The organism is Parafannyhessea umbonata (genome assembly GCF_012844235.1).
Taxonomy (GTDB): Bacteria; Actinomycetota; Coriobacteriia; order Coriobacteriales; family Atopobiaceae; genus Parafannyhessea.
The window spans coordinates 184,721-202,832 of the sequence record NZ_JABAGR010000006.1 but is presented as its reverse complement, the minus strand read 5'-3'; the positions used below and the strand labels follow the sequence as shown (position 1 = coordinate 202,832).

The following is an 18,112-nucleotide window of genomic DNA, read 5'->3' as shown; positions in this document are numbered from 1 at the left end:
GCGTTGCGCAGGCCGCGCTTCACGTCGTAGCGGGAGTACAGCTCCGCCGGCACCACGTCCACGTTGCGGCCGCCCTCCTACAGCAGGTCGGACACCTCCGGCCTGCCAAGCCCTACGGACGGCATGGGGTACCGGTCGACGATGTGCTCGAACGCGGAGGTGTTTTCGGGCGTGAGGTAGTGCCGCGGCCTCTCGGCCAGCGGATCGTACGCATAGGACATTGCGTCTCCTTAGAACGTGCCGTCGTGGGCGGGCGCCGGCAAAGGCCGCTGCGCTTCTCCCCTGCCTACAGGCGGTACATGAAGTTGAAGACCTCTTCGCGCTGCATGGTGATCTGGACGCCGATCTCCTTCGACAGCGACTCAAGCTGCTGCTGCAGCTTCGAGAACTCGACGTCAGACGGGCCCAGGTCCACGAGCATGGTCATCGTGAACGTGCCCTGCAGGATGGTCTGCGATATGTCCAGAATGTTCGCGTCGTGCTGCGACAGGGCCGTCGCCACAGCGGCGACGATGCCCGAGCGGTCGCTGCCCAGGACGGTTATGATCGCGCGGTTCTTGGAGTCTTCCTTCGTGGTTGCCATTCGTCCCCAATCGGTGTGTCACGGCCGGCGTCCGGCCGCGTGGCGATAGTTGCAACCATTGTATCCAAGGGACGCGGCGGCCATACCTGCCGCCCCGGCATTGAGCCCATTTCGAAACGTGGGCGCGCCGCGCGGGACCCGGTGGCACGCGCCATCGCCCCCCCGCGCAGGCGCCGGGCGAGAAGTGCCGGGCGCCCTAGTTGTTGCGGGCGTCCTCCTCGCTTGCCCTCAGCAGCTGCGCCACGTCGTCCTCCGAGACGCCCATGGCGACGGCAAGCTCCTGCAGGGAGCGCTCGCTCGCCTGCTTGAAGATGCGCTCGTAGGCGACGGGCGGACGCTTGTTGGAGGCCCGCACCTGCTCGATCCTGGTGCGGAACGTCTTCGCGATGCGCACGGCGTCCCGGCAGCTGCCGCGGCGCAGCTCCGTCTTGAAGCGCTCCTCCTCCAGCGCGTTGCTGCGTGAGGAGAGCTCCTCCAGCGGGAGCTCCGTGTACTCGCCTATGATCTGCTCCGCCTGCTTGCGACCGATGACAGGGCGAAGCCGCCCCTCGCTTGCCACCGGGAAGCTGATGCGCATGGGATGGCGACCGCCCACGGGCATGAGCATGTACGTGGCCTGTGGATCGTCCTCGATGGCCTCTACCTTGCAGACGCCTTGTCCCGGATGAACTACGTACTGGCCAACCTTGTACATGTGGCATGCTCCTTTCGCGCAATATGCTACTTACCTTAGCACATTAGCGAAAAAAATGCCACCAAACCGGCGATATGTCTTGCACATGCCCTACAAGTAGTGTAGTTTAGTGCGTTTCTCTATGTATGGCGCCTACTTGCAGCAGTCTGTCACCCAGCTCACGAAGTTCTCCTGCGCGTCGCCGGACGTCTCCGCAAGCTCGAAGCCCCTGCCCCACACCGGCGTGAACGCCACGTCCTTCACCCCGTCGTATGCGCCAAGCGCAGCCGCCAGGTTCGCGTCCGCGGTCAGCGCCGTCGCGGATTGGAACAGCCCCGTGTTGATGCGCCAGTGCGGAGCGACCTCGCACGAGCCAAAGCCGGCGTAGTGGCCGCTCAGGGCGTACAGCGGGTTCATCGCGTTCACGCGGCTCTGCATGTCCGTCTTCAGCGAGTCCAGCTTCACGATGTCCTGCGCCCAGTCGCTCACCAGGTCGTCCTTCCAGCCCTTCAGGTCCTTGTACCTGTCCGCGTTGTCGCCCAGAAGGGTCGCCACCGTCTCGTCAAAGTGCAGGCTCGACTCGTCGTCCACGCCAAACAGCTGGTTGGACGTGGTGGAGCGGTCCAGCGCGTCATAGGCGCACACGCCCTTCTGCGCGGGGCGGCAGTGCTTCACGAAGTCCCACATGCTCGTGATGGTCACGCCGCCGGCGCTTGGGCTGTACGTGATCCAGCGGTCGTCCCCGTTCAGCGCGCTCACGTAGCTCTCCGCGTCGTTGTACACCGTGGACTGCACCTTGGTGACGCCGCTCGCGGCGGAGGACGTCACCGCGCCGGCGGCGCCGCCCGACTTCGCCGCGGCGGAGCCGCCCGCCGTCTCGGTCGCGTCGCCGTCGGTCGCGGCGGAGCCCTCCTGCGAGGAAGACGCGCCCGAGGCCGCGGCCGCGCCGCCGTCCGCCGCGTCCTTCTCACCCGCGCCGGACGCGTCCTCAACCGCGCCGGTCATGACGTCTATCTCGACCGCGCTGTCGGAGTTTATGTTGGGGTCGCCGGGAAACGCCGGGTCCACCAGATGCCCCGGCGTGTACGTGTACGGAAAGCTCGTGGTCGAGAAGAACTTCTCCGCGGAGCCCTCGATCGTCTGGAGCATGTAGTCGTAGTACGTGCCGGAAAGGTAGCTGCCGTCCTGCACGGGCTCCAGCTTCAGGGCCTTGTCGTCCGCGCCGGTGAGGCCGAGCTCGTTCACGAGCTTGCCGTACGCGGTCGCGAGGTCGCAGGAAAGCGCCTTCGTCCACTGGCCGTCCGCGCGGGCGCCGTCGTTAGCGAACTGCCCCATCATCCACTCGTAGCCGCTGTCCGCCGCGTCGTACGACGTGATGGGGCACCACGACGCCGAGCCAAACACGCGGTCGGATATGGACTTGCCGTCCGCGTCGTGCATGGCCGCGCCGATCTTGGAAAGGTACGGCGTGAAGATGCCGCAGTCCCCCAGGGCGCCCAGGCACGCGGACACGCCCCCTCCCGCGCCGTAGCCAAACACGAAGATGCGCTTCGCGTCGCACGGCAGGCTCTTGCCGTTGTAGCGCAGGTAGCGCACCGCCGCCTTCAGGTCCACCACCGGCCACGGCGCGCCGCCGGAGTACTGCTCGCTCGAGTCGCTCACATAGCCGCCGGAGCGCCCGCGAAACCCCGCGTACACGTACACGAGGCCCTTCTTAAGGTATGTCCCCAGCCCGTCGTACGAGTACGCCGTCGGGCAGCCCTGCGCGGAGAGGCGCGCGGAGTTTATGGGCATGACCACCGGGGCGGTCTTCGGCGTGAACGAGCCCACCCTCCCGTCCGGCGCTATCTTGCAGCGGTAGGTGTCCCCGCTCTTCTCGCCCTTGAAGTAGGCACCCGGGACGTAAATGGCAAGTGACTCGTAGCTGCCGGCCGCCGGGTCCGTGCAGTACGGAAGGCCCAGCTGGTAGTAGCAGTCGTTCGTCTCGTCGTAGTTCCAGGCAGAGTCGTCGATCTCGAGCTTCTTGTACTCGCCCAGGTTGACCTTCACGTCCTCCGGCTTGTCAGACTTCCCGTCGCCCCTGCAGGCGGCAAGCCCCATGGCCGATGCCGCCCCCGCAAGCGCGAGGAAGCCCCTCCTGCTCATGTCCATTCGCAACTCAGCTCCCCGTGGGCTATCCCTGACGTACGCCCTTGACCTTGCTGGCGATTGCGTTCTGCTTCTCGCGACGGTCCTCACCCCAGAAGCAGCACGAGAGCATGCCGGGGCCAACGTGGCAGCCGATCGTGGGCCCGATGGTCGACGTGAGGATGCGCGCGGAGTCGTCGATGTCCGCCACCATGGCGCCCAAGCGCAGGCCGTCGTTCTCGCAGTCCGCGTTGCCGATGGCCGCCACGGCCGGGTACTGCAGCTGCGAGCGGTGCTTCTCGTAGTACTCCTTCATCTTGCGCATGCCCTTCTTGCGACCGCGCGTCACTCCCAGGATCGTGAGCTCGCCGTTCAGCTTCCAGGACAGCAGCGGCTTCGCGTCCAGCGCGGACGATACGAGCGCGACGGACTTGGGAATGCGGCCGCCGCGGTGCAGCGTGTCAAGGTTGTCCACCATGAAGATGGTCCACACGTGGTAACGCGCGTCCTCCGCCCAGCGCACGAACTCCTCCGCGGTGACGCCGCGGTCGCGCTGGCGCACGCCCTCCTCAAGCAGCAGGTAGAAGGACGTGGACGCCAGCAGCGTGTCCACGATGTAGATGGGCAGCTCGCGGCCCAGCTCCTCCTGCACGCGGTCGAGCGCCGTGCAGGCGCCGTTGTAACCGCCAGAGATCCCGCTCGAGATCGTCATCAGCACGGTGGGGACGTCAAGCTCCGCCGCCTTGCGGAACGCCTCCTCGTACACCAGCTGCGACGGCTGGGACGTCTTGGGGGTCGCGCCCCAGCGAATGCGCTCGTAGAAGTCGTGGGCGCTCATGGACTGGAACAGGTCGTCCAGCCCAGAAAGGCCGCCGTCGGGCTTTCCGGCCTCCGTGTAGGTAAAGGGAAGGAACGTGAGCCCCGACCTCTCGATGTCCTGGATCGAGAAGTCGCACGTCGAGTCTGTCATCAGGTTGAACTTGGCCTTCATATGAACCTGTCCTCGCTAAGATCGATTCGGATGGTGATATTGTACGGCTAATGGGCAAATCGCCAAGACATGGAGGTCCACATGCTCCACACCGACACTACGGACGGCCGCGGCTCCTCCAGCAACGCCCCCGCAAGGGGCGCGTCCCCCAAAAACGCGGTGCAAGACGCCGTCGACGCGGGTACCACCGGCAGCGTCCGCAGGCTCCACCTCGTCTTCAGGGGAGAAGTGCAGGGCGTCGGCTTCCGCTGGACCTCCTCGCGCTGCGCCAACTCCGTCGGCTGCACCGGATGGGTCCGCAACGAACCCGACTGGCAAACCGTCACCATGGAGCTCCAGGGCACGCAAGAGCAGATATCCGCGTTCTTCGGCGCGTTCGCGCACGCCTATGCGCGCTACCCCATCGAGTACGTGATCGACGAGAAGGACGACATCCCTCCCGTCGAAGGCGAGCCCGACTTCAGGGTCAGGTACTAGAAGGGGGAAAGCTCCCGCGCGGACAGCAAGCTTGGAAATGCCGACAAGAAACTTGGGCATTTCGACAGAACGCCAAGCAGTAGCAAGCGGCAGCTGCACGCCCCATGGCAACTCGGCCCATGGCCGATGCCTACGAAGAAGCCCCGCACTGCGTTTCCGCAGGTACGGGGCCTTTTCTTCATGGTGGCGGGGAAGGGAATCGAACCCCTGACACGGGGATTTTCAGTCCCCTGCTCTACCAACTGAGCTACCCAGCCGTTACTTGCTCGCTTGCAAGCCTGTTTAATATATCAAAGATTCCGCGCGCGTCAACGAACTTTTTCAAACCAGATGGAGAGAATTTGAAGTCCGCAGGTAGATGGGCATTAGCAAGCACTCTCCACGCGTGTGGTCGCGATGGTCAGAAGGCGCCTCCGCCTCCTCCCCCTCCGAAGCCGCCACCGCCGCCGCCGGAGAAGCCGCCACCGCCGCCCCCGCCGGAGCTCATCGAAGACGCGGCCATCGCGGCAGAGCTAACCTTGTGAGACGAGGTGACCGAGGATCCAAGGCGTGATGCGGGGCTTCCCAGCGCGGTGTGGGGATACATGTACCACCCGTAAACCGGAGCGACGACCGGGTCCTCCAGAACCTGTGGCGCGGCAACCTTCAGCTGCTCGATTACCTCCTCCGCCACGCCAAGCGAGACGGCCATCACAAGCAGCCTGTTCCAAAGGATCACGTCCTGGGGGACGGCCTCCTCCAGTCGGGTGAAGTCCTTGAGCCACCGCCTCAGGGCCTTCAGCTTCGCGATGACCTCGACCGCCTCCTCCGACAGGTTGTCCATGCGCTTCAGAACCACGAACCCCAGTGCCGCGGACATCGCGAGCAGCAGAACCACTCCCAGTCCCCAGCCCACCGGCAGAACCTCGGCTATCGTCATGAACAGCAGGGCTGCCGCCGCAAGAATGTCAAGCGTCATCGCACCGACGACAAGTCCCTGTCCGTTCGAGTTCCTGTCGACGAAGAATCCCCGCTGCTCGGCCTGGGCCTTGACGTCGGTCTTCCAGTTCTCGTATGCGTCGTTGTATGCCTCTGGCTTGTCTTTCGCCACCTTCTCGAAGTCCGAGAAGTACAGTACGCCGTTCTCGCGGCCCTTGCACTTGGAGAGCACCTTGTCGAAGAACTTGAGGGTCGATCGATCGATTGCGGTCGCGCTCCTGCTCGCCGGCACACCCCCCGCGTTGTCGACCTTCGTCAGGGCGTAGTCATCCTCCGACTTCTTGCGGCCGAACACCCCTCTGCTCTCGATCGCAACCTTTTCAAGTTTCAGCGCACCGATGTCGGTCAGCCGCACGAGCGCGGCAGACATGTCATCGTCCGTTGGCTCGCCGTCGTTCAGCAGGGCACCTAGAACGGCGGGATGGTCATCCGTGGGCACGTCGCGGAAGTACTTGTCGTCAAACTGGGGCGTGTGCCGTTTCCTATACGAGGAAAGCCTGCCAAGAGACACCGCTCCCGCAAGGAGCGCCACGAGCACTCCTATGCCAAGGGCCGCATAGCTCACCATGCGAGCCTGAGCGCGGCGTTCGTTCGCCTCGTCAGCCCACTTCTGCTCCTCGTCGAGGACCGTGCTCAGGACCTTCTTGTTCGACGTGGGCGCATCCGATAGCCACGAAGCGGGAAAAACTATCCTCGCCTCGGCGAACTCGTCGCTACCGACTCCCGGAACCGTGTAGATGATGTCGCTGCCCTTGAAACTAAGCGAGGCGTCAAGGGGACCATGTCCCCAGGCCCTGACGGTCTTGCCCGCCGCGACCGCCTCTCCATCGGGAACGGGGAGGTGAACCGTACAGGTCACGTTCTCGCTCTCCACGTCCCAGCCGTCGCTCACGAACTTCCAATAGAGCTCGGAAGTGTCCTCGTACCTACGCGCCAAGTTCTGGTCCGTGTACGTGATGGCAAAGTCAGCCGTGTCGTCACTGTGCGCGGAATAGATCTTAACCTTCACGTACGCACCTTCGTCCGTCACGAGGTACGTGCCATCCTGCCCGTAGTCGGCATCGCCCTCCTGCACGCGCTTGAATTCCTGGAACTCCCCTCCCGATCCAAGCTCACCGACTTTGTTCACCTCGGAGCTGATCGAGGTTCCCTCGTACTCCCCTTTCGGAATCTTCCAATAGACCCCATGGAAGTCTCCGTCAAAACTGAACTCTCGCACCTCGCTGACAACGACCGACCCATCGGTCCTCACGGTCGCATCTATATCGACCTTGTCAATCGAATACTCATCTGCACGTGCGACACCCGCCGTTGCCAGCATGGTTGCGAGGAAGGCGGCTGCAAGAGCCATTGCTGCGAGGACTGCCGCCAAGGACAGCCTGTCGCGTCGGAACTGCGCGATTCGAGCGACCATCGAGTCTCCCATTCTTTCTGGTTCCCACGTCGTTGCTCGAAAATATACCAGAGACATGGGTATAGACTGCAATGTATATGTCAGGCCAGCGGATAGTGGTATCCATACGACAAGGAGTGGATTTGCATGGCACTGGACAAGAGCGTATCGAGCGTGCTCAACGAGCAAATCAACAAGGAGCTTTATAGCGCATATCTCTATCTTACGTTCGCGGACTATTACGAGGACCGCGGGCTCAAGGGCTATGCGAACTGGTACATGATTCAAGTCCAGGAGGAGGTCGACCACGCGAAGATCCTCCGTCGCTATCTGTTGGACAACGACTTCAAGCCGACGATGGAAGCAATCGACAAGCCCGACAAGACGTTCGCAAACGACCTCGAGCCCCTCGAGGCTGGCTACGAGCACGAGCAGTATGTGACGAGCCTCATCAACAAGTGCTACCAGGCGGCCTACGACGCCCATGACTTCCGCACCATGAAGATGCTCGACTGGTTCGTGAACGAGCAGGGCGAGGAGGAGTCGAACGCCTCGGACATGATTACCGACTACAAGCTATTTGGCAGCACGCCTCAGGGCCTGTTCAGCCTCGACCAGAAGTACCTCACACGTACTTACGTCCAGACCACTGCGATGCCGATGTAGCTCAGCCCTATTAGGCATTCGCTTCGTTTGCCTGCCGCTGGGGGGGTGGATCCAGAAGTGGACCACCCCCTTCTCATGTCCAGGCGGGTCTCTACTCATCAGGCGTGACAAAGGTAAAGAGAGTGCCGCAGACGTTGACCGTCTGCCCATGCCCGAGGATGCAGAAGTCCTGCACCTCTCTTCCCCCCACCGTCGCCAGGTTCTTGGCCCCAAGGTTCCTAACCCTAAGCCCTTCCGAAACGCATTTGAACCCTACGTGTCTACGTGAAACGGCCATCGAGTGGAGAACCACGTCGCAACACTGGTCACGACCGACCGTCAACTCGGATTCGGGAATCGGAACCTTTACCTCCATGTCGGGCGACCTTACCCAAAGCATCTTCCTCTTCCAGTGGGGAAGGCTGGAGGAGGGAATATCCAGGGGCACCGTCGCGTCTGAGTCGGACGAGCATTCGTGACTCTTGCCATTATCGCCAGCGTTTTGGGCGCGGGTCCCACCACCATCCCTCCCCTCGCCCACCAGCTGGCCAAGTCCCATCGTTGACATGGGGCCGGGCGGCCTGGAGAAGTCGTAGAGGCACCCATAGCAGATGTCCATATCCGCAAACAGCTCTTCGCCGCAGTTCGGACATATCTTCGTCCGTGCCCTCCCCACCTTGTCCGCGAAGCCGGCCGGGGTCTCGCGCCCGGCGGAACTCTCCATTTCGCCCAGAGTTTTCATCGACGACACGTCCCTTCTCGGTCACAGGTCTCTTCCATGGTGAGCGTTTCGTTCGCCGCAGGCCAAGGCGAGTCGCTGCCGGGGCGCTCCAAGACGAATGACGCTCCACGAGCGCGCACTATCCTCCCTGGCCGGACCATCCTTTCCGATAGGACGACGCCGCCGTCCCTCTTGACGAATGCGACGTCTATGGGATAGCGCATGCAGAAGGTGTGAATGGATGAGCACCTCCGGAGCATGACCTGCCGCCCCTCCGAATCGCGAAGAAGACCCTTCGCCTTACGAAAGAGAGAGTCAAGGACTTCGAAGCTTCCAAAGTCGAAGTGTCTCGTCCGAATGCGTACGAGCTGCAATCAGATCACCACCCCAGGTCTGAAACGGTCAACGGTAATGGTTCTCTCGTGCCTTAACGAAAGCGGCGCGGAATAGCCGACCCCCGCCACGGACACGGTCGTAGGCCAAGGATGAAACGTGAGGGTGCACCTATATGTGGTGAGCAGGGGCGTAAGGGGAAAGGTCAGGCCGTCCTTCTCGACCGCGGAGGCGGCATCGCTCGCAGAGACCGTCACGTCACATGCCCTCGAGTTCAGGGCCTTCCGTATTACTCCCTCGATCTCGGAGACGGCCGCGCCCCTGCTCTGTGATCCAGACGGCGAGACTCCATGCGATACCGCCGCATCGAGGGAGACCCTGTCAAACGTGGAGCACACCTCGGCATACTTCGCGAGGTTATACACGATGAGGGCTACGACGATGATGACAGGCAGCATTGCCGCAAGCTCGACAGTCATCTGGCCAGACTCACGAGCCTCTCCGCACCCCCTCATGGAATCGCCTCCGAGAGAGTGGAGAGGTCTATCGTCAGGGGGATTGATGCCCCCTCCATTCCGGGAATCGGAATCTCCGCGATGGTGACCTTGCCGCCGTCCCCCATCATCGACACCAGTTTGGAACGGCACGTCTTTATGATTCCACGCTGATCGTGTGGCAGGGACTGTATGAACGACCTCACTTCCGCCGTCTTCGTCGCTCCTGCCTTATCCAAAATATGCTGGCTGTTCGTCAGCACAGGCTTCCTGAGCCTCATGTCAGAGGGTTCGAATCCCGCCTTCGATACGACATCCTTGACCTTCCCCCGCATCCAGCTTGCAACCTTCTCCCCAAACACGCCGCCTATGTCGTCGAAGAACTTGTTTGCAGCCTGGCTGACGCTTCCGTATGCAGATCCATAGCCAACCAGAAGCGACCCCCACAGGTCTCCGATGCCATCAAGCAGTCCGGAGAAGAGCGTCCTGTCCGACCTTTCGAGACCGTCGAAAACGCTTGCGAGGACGTTGTGGCCATCCGTGTCATCATCGGGAGCCAGTGCGGCGCCTGAGATCGCGACACCCGCCGGAAGCGTCCCCGACTTGAGAAAGGCGCTTGACAGCCCACGAGGAAGCTTGGTTGCGTCTCTCATAACGAAACCGATGCATCCGTACGCGCCGGGCGGGCACAGGCGCGGTCGTTCGACCGCGAGCATGTTCATCGCCTTCTCGAACGCTGACCCACTTTTCTCCGCCGCTCTCTTCATGTCCTCCTCCGCTTTCCTCTCGTCTTCCTTCGCCCTCTGGTAATCCCTTGACGCCTCTACTACGATCCTCCAGTAGTGCTCGAAGCCGTTGTTGATGTTCGTCGATGCATCCGCGACGTTCCCCATGGCCGCCGCATTCATGCGGCACGTTTCGCAATAGGCAACCGACCCCGACTCTATGTCTGCAAGCGAGGCGTTGCCGGCAAACGGACCGGTTGCACCGGGACAGTCGAGCGAGCAATGCAACGTCACACCCGCCTCCTCACTCGTACATGGCCAGACGGCCGTCGAGTAGAGCTCGGTCTCCATGACCATCCGTGTCGTGTGGGGCAGCTCGGGCAGCTGAATGTCAACGACCTCGCCCTCCTCGCACCGCGCCTTAGAGAGCTCCTTTGCGGCATACCGGTAGAAAACCGCACGCGCGCATGAGCGCTGGAGTTCGTCGGCAGAGCCCAGGTCGATTACGTTGGACGCTGCCCGGGCGGTGTAATAGTTCACGGCTCTTCTGCGCGCAAAGTCGAACTTCCAGGTACTCGGGCTTGGATACATCGGGTTCTGCCCCTCCGTTAGCTTCGCGAGGGACTGCGCTCGCTCCCTCATGCACGTACCAACGTTGTCCGCATTCCAACCCCTCTCCTTGGCATCATTCGCCCTGTCAATCGCCTCCTTCTTCCTGGCTGACGCCTCCCTAAGGTCTTCGGCCGCCTTTTCCATCTCCTTCCCGTCGACCTCGTCTAGCAGATGGCTGAAGTCGGACTTCGACTCCTGCGGGTACGGCACCGCAATCCCGGCGTAGCTCAGGCCTCCAGACGAGTTCGCCGATACCGTTGAGGCCGAATTCGCCACGATGAGAGCGGGAAGGGCCTTCTCAAGTCTCTCGAGGCCTTGCGAGGCCGACTTGGCGAACTTTTTCCGACACTCGAGAATCTGCCTGCCCGCCTCGAGAATCCTCGGTGCTCCCTGCTGGAGAACCGGAATCGCCGCCACGATCATTCCCGCGCCGTACACGATCGCCCCCAGGAGGCCCATGCTCAAGACGCATGCATCCAGCACCTGTGCGATGGTCGAAAAGGCCGCGACGCAGTTTTCGCCAGACATTGCAGCCGCATCTGCCACCTCCTGCACGTCAGCCGCCCTGGCGTGGCTCCACTGGGACGCAGCCACGCCAAACGTGAGAGCGATGCTCATGAGGAGCGCGACGGCAACGGCTACGGTGGTGTAGCCACCCTCGTCGTCGATGAACACGTCAAGGATGCAGGCTCCACGATCAGCTCCTCTACGCCCACAACCGCTGCCAGTCTCCATAGGTCCCCCTTATCCAACTCGGGCGCACCTCTTCCCTTAGGGACTCCCTCAGGACTATCCCCTTGCCGTCGCTCTCGGAGAACGCAGCCAAAGCGACCCCGAGAAGGGGAAGTGGACGAACATGCCCGACGACCTCGACGCTTACGCCCCTTCCGCTCCTGCTCAGCGAAATCGACCAGTCTGACGTGCCGCCAGAGTGAAAGAGGGGGACGTCGGGAACAGCCTCAAGGCGCCTGAGCACATACGACCTGCAGTCCGACAGGTCTCCGTCATAGTCAGTCGCAATCGCCCTTGCCGCCTCCGCAGCGGCAGACCTCATGGCCGTACGCGTGTAGATGATGCAGACCGGCTGCACGAGCAACGCAATGACGAGCATGAGGGTGGGTAACAGGACGGCCGCCTCGATCGTTGCCTGGCCAGACGTTGATTTCGCAAGCTCAATAGAGAAGAACGTCCTGAAAGACCGAGAGGACGTCACCCTCCAGCGAATGCGACCCTGACCCGGCGATCGTCGCATACAGCCTTCCGCTGCCGGCATAGCCGACAACCCTTGACAGCGCAACGACGATTGCCAGGAAGGCAAACAGTACCAGCGCGTATTCGACGGTGGACTGCCCCTTCGCATCAGACAAGACACCGCACTTGATTTTGGCAAAATGGCCTCCATCATCCTCGACCTCCATATGGCTCACCTGGGAACTCCCTCCTCCCATTCCTTCGCATCCATCCGGACAACCTTTACCTCCGACTCTCTCGAGTCCCTCGTCCCCCTCACGACGACCGTATCCACCCATCCGTCCCCGACGACGGTGCAGGACCAGTTGTTCCCAAGCAGGTCGAGGTAGCCCGCACGCACAAGCACGCACTTCCCTGCCCGCGCGTACTCCTCCAAGAGCCGCGTGGCCGTATCCTGCAAGCTTGCTTTCGACGTATAGCCCCTCACGCCGTCCTTTTTCGAAGGCGAGGGGGATCGCCGCGTGACATGCCGTGACGAGCCGCCGTCTTTGTCGCCCTCGTCCTTCGGGCTCACGCCTTTGCCAGAGATTCCCCCAAAGGGGGAGTTTCCCCCTCGTCCGCGCACGTGCGCCTCAACGTCCGCTTCCTGGCCCGCGCTGACTTCCACCTGGCGACGGCAGCACACTGCCGTCGCCATGAAGCCGACCAAGAGCGCGAGCAGGGCCAAGGGAACGAGTCTGGAACCCCCTCGCCTGACAGCCATGACCTAGAGGGCCCCTATTCCACTCGATATCGCGTCCCAGAGCTGCTGGACCTTCCCCTTGAAGGTGATGATTGAGAGAATCGCAATTACTACCAGGACTCCAACGAGAATGGCGTACTCCGTTGTTCCTTGTCCGTCTTCGTCACGCAGGGTCTCCCAAACGCCCCAGGCCACGTCTTCCATTCCCATCCTCAGCTGTTCCATCTCACTGCCCTCCTCTGATTTGGATAGATACGAGTGGTGTGCCGTTCCTCCCCTCTGGGCAAACGCCCCTTCGTACGACCACATGGCCTCATGTCGTTGCCAGGCTCGATCCGATGAGCGGTCCCAGGATTGACAAAAGCATCGCCGGCACGATCAGGGTGCCCAGGGGAATGAGCATCTTCACCGGGACCTTCTCAATCTCCTCCTCCAATTGAGACCTCTGTTCCTCCCTTATTGCCTGCGCCTGGGACTCGAGGGCGGATGCAAGGGGTGACCCGAACTCGAGGGCTTGGGACACCGTCGACGAGAAGCTCCTCAGCGCACCCACATCCAACTCCTCGGCAAGCCTATCGAGCGCGGACGACCGACTCTCCGCCCCGATCTGCCACGAGAGCAGTGCCTCTCCAAATGCCGAGGAAAGGTCGTCCTCGTAGCGTTCGCAGTAAAGCGAGAGCGCCGCATCGAACGAGAGCCCGGACGAAAGTCCCAGGGTCACCACATCCAGAAACGTCGGCAGAGACCGGAGGCAGGCTCGTCTGGCCGCGCTTTCCCTACCCCTGCGATTGAGCTCCCTGAAGGCAGGCAGCGATGCCATCCTGCTTGCGATGAGCTCGATACGCTCTCCTAACCCGCCCGTGCCGTCGAGCTCGCGAGAAGGGCGCCTCCCCAAAAGGCCAAAAGCCATCGCAAACGCAGCCGTCGACGCCGACAGGCACCCACCCACGTACGCCAAGTCCATCACACGACCCCCCTCATAAGCCGCCTGATGATGATCAGCGCGAAGGCGTCCATCACGACCGCGGTCATTACGCTCGCCATGCCGGGAAGCGTCGCGAGTCCGGCCCGAAAGTCCGGGGACAGAATCGAGAGCGCGGCAATCATGATTACCGGAAGTCCGCAGACGATCCTGACAGAGAGCCTCACCTGTGCCGTCTTGACCTCGAGCATCCTCTCGAACTCGCCCTGTCTCTCCACCATCTTCGCCGCGTGCCCGAAGAGCGACTTGAGGGGGCTTCCCGTCCTCTGGGATATGAGGAGCGCGGTCGTGAGCAGGCCGACCCCCGGCGCCTCAAGCTCCTTCGATAGCTCCGCGAGCGCCTCTTCGGCAGACTCGCCGCACCTCATTCGGAGCGACGCCCTTGCAAAGGGCTTCGCGGCATGACCCCCCTCGTGCGCCCCAAGGTACTCGATCGCCTGGGCAAGCGTCTCGCCTGAGCCAATGGCCATGGCAAGGGTTCGGAACACGCCCGGCATCTCCTGGGTCAGCTCTCGTTCGATGCGTCGGAGTTGCGCCTGGTGCCATATGGGCACGCCGGCGAGCGCCACTGCCATTGCTATGGGCACGCCAATGGGAGACAGGGCGACAAGACAGAGGACGACAGCAAGCAATGCGTCCCCAACGACAACGGCCGCCACCCCCTGCCCCGACGTCCTTGCCAAGCCCTCCGGGAGGGCCCATGAGCCTGGACCTCCCTGGCCATTCCGCGCGGACACGACGACCTCCTCGCCCAAGGCGTGCCACGAATCCGTGGAATCAAGGGCGCCGACCAGGCGAGAGGCCCCAAGAGTGCCAAGGAGGGCCCTCGCATACCTTGTCGCCTTCCGGCGCAGCAGGCTCTTGGGGCTCGTCCCCAAACGGCCCCCGTGGAGCACGAGCACCGCAAGAAACGTCGTCAGGCTGCCAAGGACGGCATACATCGCCTCCATCTCTCCACCTCCTCAGACCCAAGTGCACCAATCCGAACCGCCTCTCCTATGAAGCTGGGCTCCGAGACGAGTTCCCACGTCCCTCTCGCCTGGTCGTAGCGGACGCACTCTCGAAGCGCAACTCCCCCCGCATCCCCTCTCGACACCTCGCTCAGCGACGTGATCCGACGCATGCCGTCCGGAAATCGCGAAGACATCACGAGCAGGTCAAGGGCCGAGGCGATCTGCTCCTCGATGATGTCGGTGGGAAGGTCCATGCCGAACCTCGCCATGAGCACGAGCCTCAGGATCGCCTCCTGCGCCGACCCCGCATGAAGCGTCGTCAGCGATCCGTCATGCCCGGTATTCATGGCCTGCAGCATGTCGATCGTCTCCTCGCCGCGGCATTCTCCCACAACGATTCTGTCGGGTCGCATCCGCAGCGCGTTCTTGACGAGGTCGCGAATGGTCACCTCTCCGGTCCCCTCGATGGAGGCCGACCGCGCCTCCAGCCGCACCACATCGGGATGAGAGTCAAACTTCAGCTCTGCGGAGTCCTCTATGGTCACGATGCGTTCCTGCAGGCCGATCTGAGTGCTCAGGGCGTTAAGCAGGGTCGTCTTTCCCGAACCGGTCCCGCCCGCGACGGCGATGTCCTGCCTCGCGTGCACCGCCCAGGAAAGGAGCGTCGCATACCACCTCGGGATCGAACCAAGCTCAACGAGCCTGTCGAGCGTCGTGATGCGATCGGAGAACTTTCGAATGGTGACCGCCGGGCCGTTTATGGCAATGGTGTCCGACACCGCGTTCACTCGGTCGCCGTTGGCAAGGCGAGCATCGACAAGCGGGTTCGTCCTGTCGAGCCGGCGTCCCAGGGGAGCAAGGATCCTGTCGATCACCATCATGATCTGCTCCTTGGACTCGAACACCGACTCCGCAGAGTGGATGCGCCCATCTCGCTCGAAGAACAGGGCGCCTGTTCCGTTGATCATGATCTCGCTCACACCGTCGTCGTCCAGGAGGCTCTGTATGGGGCCCAGGCCGCAGATGTCGTCCAGTACCTCCCTCGTCACCTGGTCCTGCTCGCTCTGCAGGAGCGAAGAGAAGTGCGCCTCGTTCAATATCGCCTGGCAGGTGACCGCGAGCTCCTCCCTGACCTCGCTTGCCTTCACGGACTGGAGCATCGAGGCGATCGCCGAAAGGCCAAGCCGCCCCACCAGCTCGTGCCGCAGGTCCTCCCGAAGCCTCCGATAATCTGACCTGCTTGTCGTTCCCTCGCCGACAACGCCGAGCGCGACGGCCTCGTGCGTCTTCACCCTCTCGAGGACAGACATCAGACCACCTCCTCCCTTCGCGAGAAGAACTTGAATCTCGGCCTCCTGGTCTCGACGTGGGCGGCAAGCTGCGCGTCCTCGTCAGGCGGCAGGGCCCCAAGCTCGGCAAGGGTCCTCGCGAGCATGACTTTGACGCTCTGCACCATCGGACCACCCTCTCTCACGAGCTCCCGTATTCCTCCTGCGGCCGCAACCTCCTGCACCTCGGGCCCACCGTCGATCACCCGGAAGAACGGGGCGCCCTCAAGGCCCCTCTGGCCGATGCCGGGCCCGAGGTCGTTCTTCGCCCTCGGGTTGGCGACGTTCTCCACGCGCACCATTCGGGTCCTTGCGACGCCAAGGCGCACCACGAGCGAGCTCGTCCTTCCCGCGGAGCCGATTGAACCGGGCGCGCCGTCGTGCACCACGAACACGCGGTCCGCCTTCTGCACGGCCTCGGCGACCGCGTCGGTAAACGTCGTCGACGTGTCCACAAGGACGAGCTCGTACCTCTGCGCCAGGTACTCGAGCAGCCGACCTACGTGCGGCATGACCTGCTCCGCCATCTCCGGCCTCTCGCAAGGCCCCCAGAGGCACGCATCGTTCGCGAGCCGGACGCAGCTCCTGCCCATGGTCTCGATTGACGGAACCCCGTTGGCCGCAAGCTTCGCAAGGTCGACGGGAGCCCCCACGCCAAATCCCGCATACACGTTTCCGCAGGAAAGGTCGAGGTCGACCACCGCCACGCTCAGCCCCCACAGGCTCGCCACGACGGCGCACTCCGATGCGATGGTGGTCTTGCCCACACCGCCCCTCCCAGAGACGAACACGAGCATCGACCCACGTCCTCCTTCCGCAGGGCCGGTGGGCGTCATCGTCTTCTCGCTCCAGGAAAGGCCATCGGGCTCGTCCAGAGCAAACGGAACGTCATCCAAGTCGCGCGGCGGCCCTCCCCCTTCCGCCGCGGGCGCGGCGGCACCGTCTGCCCGAACGCCCCCCGCGCTCCCCTTGGCGCGGGCCACCGCGACCGCAGCATCAACCTCCCCCATATCGATCACGGTGTCGATGCCGGCCTGTGACGCCCTCGAGCGCAGCGACCCCGAGGCGTTGCGCGTAACGAGAACCACGCTTCCCGCCATGCCGTCATGCGCCACCGCAGCCGCAAGGTTCATGTCCGAAACGCCCGAGTCGCTCAGTCCGACGATCACTCCCCAAGGAGCTCCGACCGAATCCATCACCCGCTCCCGGAGGTCCTCCGCACTCGATGCGAACGCAAGCGTCGCCTTCGGGCGAAGTGACGCCAAGGCCCTTCGAATGTCGGTCCGACTTCCTTCCGAAGTCCATCCCAGCCATCTGTCCGCCATCCCATGCGCCTCCCTACCTCGATTCTTCGGCCAGGCTTCGGGGACTCCCCTCGCCAACGCCCCCAGAGTCCTCCTCGGAGTCCTCCTCGGGCTTCTCGGCCCGGGACTCTGGCGCCGACGCAACCTCCTCCGGCCGCTTGACGTCGTCCGCGGGCATCACGAGCCTCAGGTCCCCCCTCCCGCTTGCGTCCAGAAGCGAGGAGACGTCGTCGGCGGGCACGGCCAGGGAGATCTGCGCCGTCATGCCCATCGAGCTCGAGGAGCTTGGGGCCGACAGCACCGTCACGTCCTCGCTCAGCGGCTTCGACCCCTCGTCCGTCACCTCGTAGGCAAGCAGCCTCGTCCCCTGCGGGACGCCCTTCGTCACGCCGAGCTTCTCGTTGACGGGCACGCTCATGGCCACGTGACCCGACGGAATGTCCGCGAGCTCCGAAGAGTCCCTGAAGGCGAGCTTCGTGACGGGGGCGTTCTTGCTCACGGGCACGGTCACCTCGCGACCAATGACGTCGTCCAGGCTCGTGAGCGCCCCCTGCGGCGCAAGGTCAGCCACCCAGTCCCGCACGGACACGTCCTTCTCGCCCACCACCTGCCCGGGCTCGAGGGCCGAGTTCGACACCACGAGGCTCACGACCTCGCCGCCATAACGGGCGATTGCCGCGTTCCTGACCTGCTCGGCCTGGGCGCGCACATGGTTGCCGTAGGCGGTGAAGGCGAGAAGAACGAGGACAGCGCAGGCGCTGGCGAATACCAGCCTGAATCTTAGAGACATGGCGACCCCCATCCCCTGTCACGCTTTGGGACACGTCTTGTAGACATGAGTCTGCGCCATCGCCGGCCGC

The 18,112-nt window shown here is 63.3% G+C and carries 20 protein-coding genes and 1 tRNA gene; 2 read left to right on the top strand and 19 right to left on the bottom strand.

Annotation, left to right across the window (positions count from 1 at the left end):
* Window positions 1-77: 77 nt before the first annotated feature.
* The 5 genes from HF885_RS07650 to HF885_RS07630 all read right to left on the bottom strand — a co-directional run bounded on the left by HF885_RS07650 (window position 78) and on the right by HF885_RS07630 (window position 4,374).
* A complete protein-coding gene (locus HF885_RS07650) occupies window positions 78-221 on the bottom strand; it encodes a hypothetical protein (protein WP_206109848.1) in 144 nt (47 codons plus the stop codon).
* A gap of 65 nt (window positions 222-286) precedes the next feature.
* Window positions 287-583 (bottom strand): ACT domain-containing protein, encoded by a 297-nt coding sequence (locus HF885_RS07645; RefSeq protein ID WP_170104341.1) that lies wholly within the window; start codon window positions 581-583, stop codon window positions 287-289.
* Window positions 584-779: 196 nt separating this feature from the next.
* Complete coding sequence (locus tag HF885_RS07640) at window positions 780-1,277, bottom strand: CarD family transcriptional regulator (protein WP_170104340.1); 498 nt, start codon at window positions 1,275-1,277, stop codon at window positions 780-782.
* A gap of 132 nt (window positions 1,278-1,409) precedes the next feature.
* The gene (locus HF885_RS07635; protein ID WP_170104339.1) at window positions 1,410-3,407 is read right to left on the bottom strand and encodes a subtype A tannase; all 1,998 of its coding nucleotides are present in this window, start codon (window positions 3,405-3,407) and stop codon (window positions 1,410-1,412) included.
* A 22-nt stretch (window positions 3,408-3,429) separates the two neighbouring features.
* Window positions 3,430-4,374 (bottom strand): DegV family protein, encoded by a 945-nt coding sequence (locus HF885_RS07630; RefSeq protein ID WP_170104338.1) that lies wholly within the window; start codon window positions 4,372-4,374, stop codon window positions 3,430-3,432.
* A gap of 81 nt (window positions 4,375-4,455) precedes the next feature.
* Between HF885_RS07630 and HF885_RS07625 the strand changes: the two genes are divergently transcribed.
* Window positions 4,456-4,851 carry an acylphosphatase gene (locus HF885_RS07625; RefSeq protein WP_170104337.1) on the top strand — a complete coding sequence of 132 codons (396 nt, stop codon included), beginning with the start codon at window positions 4,456-4,458 and terminating at the stop codon, window positions 4,849-4,851.
* A gap of 181 nt (window positions 4,852-5,032) precedes the next feature.
* Here HF885_RS07625 and HF885_RS07620 read toward each other — a convergent pair.
* Window positions 5,033-5,108 (bottom strand) — tRNA-Phe (locus tag HF885_RS07620).
* Between the two features lie 143 nt (window positions 5,109-5,251).
* On the bottom strand, window positions 5,252-7,243 hold the full coding sequence (locus HF885_RS07615; RefSeq protein WP_206109847.1) for a DUF2207 domain-containing protein: 1,992 nt from the start codon (window positions 7,241-7,243) through the stop codon (window positions 5,252-5,254).
* Window positions 7,244-7,369: 126 nt separating this feature from the next.
* On the opposite strand from HF885_RS07615, the gene HF885_RS07610 reads away from it, so the two are divergent.
* The gene (locus HF885_RS07610; RefSeq protein ID WP_170104335.1) at window positions 7,370-7,888 is read left to right on the top strand and encodes a ferritin; all 519 of its coding nucleotides are present in this window, start codon (window positions 7,370-7,372) and stop codon (window positions 7,886-7,888) included.
* Window positions 7,889-7,979: 91 nt separating this feature from the next.
* Here HF885_RS07610 and HF885_RS07605 read toward each other — a convergent pair whose 3' ends face one another.
* The 12 genes from HF885_RS07605 to HF885_RS07545 form a co-directional block, all read right to left on the bottom strand.
* The gene (locus HF885_RS07605; RefSeq protein ID WP_170104334.1) at window positions 7,980-8,609 is read right to left on the bottom strand and encodes an FHA domain-containing protein; all 630 of its coding nucleotides are present in this window, start codon (window positions 8,607-8,609) and stop codon (window positions 7,980-7,982) included.
* A gap of 353 nt (window positions 8,610-8,962) precedes the next feature.
* Window positions 8,963-9,436: a hypothetical protein gene (locus HF885_RS07595; protein ID WP_170104332.1), complete on the bottom strand. Its 474-nt coding sequence runs from the start codon at window positions 9,434-9,436 to the stop codon at window positions 8,963-8,965.
* Window positions 9,433-11,427: a hypothetical protein gene (locus HF885_RS07590; RefSeq protein WP_328804354.1), complete on the bottom strand. Its 1,995-nt coding sequence runs from the start codon at window positions 11,425-11,427 to the stop codon at window positions 9,433-9,435. Before HF885_RS07590 ends, HF885_RS07595 begins: the two co-directional genes overlap by 4 nt.
* Window positions 11,428-11,458: 31 nt before the next feature.
* Complete coding sequence (locus HF885_RS07585; RefSeq protein ID WP_170104330.1) at window positions 11,459-12,004, bottom strand: TadE/TadG family type IV pilus assembly protein; 546 nt, start codon at window positions 12,002-12,004, stop codon at window positions 11,459-11,461.
* Window positions 11,925-12,170: a hypothetical protein gene (locus HF885_RS07580; protein ID WP_170104329.1), complete on the bottom strand. Its 246-nt coding sequence runs from the start codon at window positions 12,168-12,170 to the stop codon at window positions 11,925-11,927. The genes HF885_RS07585 and HF885_RS07580 overlap by 80 nt, the downstream gene beginning before the upstream one ends.
* A gap of 5 nt (window positions 12,171-12,175) precedes the next feature.
* Window positions 12,176-12,430, bottom strand: coding sequence for a hypothetical protein (locus tag HF885_RS10325; protein ID WP_206109846.1), 255 nt, complete (start codon window positions 12,428-12,430; stop codon window positions 12,176-12,178).
* Window positions 12,431-12,709: 279 nt separating this feature from the next.
* Entirely contained in the window at window positions 12,710-12,895 is a 186-nt protein-coding gene (locus HF885_RS07570) for a Flp family type IVb pilin (protein ID WP_090864095.1), read from the bottom strand.
* Between the two features lie 103 nt (window positions 12,896-12,998).
* Window positions 12,999-13,649, bottom strand: coding sequence for a type II secretion system F family protein (locus HF885_RS07565; RefSeq protein WP_235927364.1), 651 nt, complete (start codon window positions 13,647-13,649; stop codon window positions 12,999-13,001).
* Window positions 13,649-14,617 carry a type II secretion system F family protein gene (locus HF885_RS07560; RefSeq protein ID WP_170104327.1) on the bottom strand — a complete coding sequence of 323 codons (969 nt, stop codon included), beginning with the start codon at window positions 14,615-14,617 and terminating at the stop codon, window positions 13,649-13,651. Before HF885_RS07560 ends, HF885_RS07565 begins: the two co-directional genes overlap by 1 nt.
* Window positions 14,584-15,930 (bottom strand): CpaF family protein, encoded by a 1,347-nt coding sequence (locus HF885_RS07555; protein WP_170104326.1) that lies wholly within the window; start codon window positions 15,928-15,930, stop codon window positions 14,584-14,586. The genes HF885_RS07560 and HF885_RS07555 overlap by 34 nt, the downstream gene beginning before the upstream one ends.
* A complete protein-coding gene (locus tag HF885_RS07550) occupies window positions 15,930-17,213 on the bottom strand; it encodes an AAA family ATPase (protein ID WP_170104325.1) in 1,284 nt (427 codons plus the stop codon). Before HF885_RS07550 ends, HF885_RS07555 begins: the two co-directional genes overlap by 1 nt.
* 73 nt (window positions 17,214-17,286) lie before the next feature.
* Window positions 17,287-18,042, bottom strand: a complete 756-nt coding sequence (locus tag HF885_RS07545; protein WP_170104324.1) for an SAF domain-containing protein — start codon at window positions 18,040-18,042, stop codon at window positions 17,287-17,289.
* Between the last annotated feature and the right edge of the window lie 70 nt (window positions 18,043-18,112).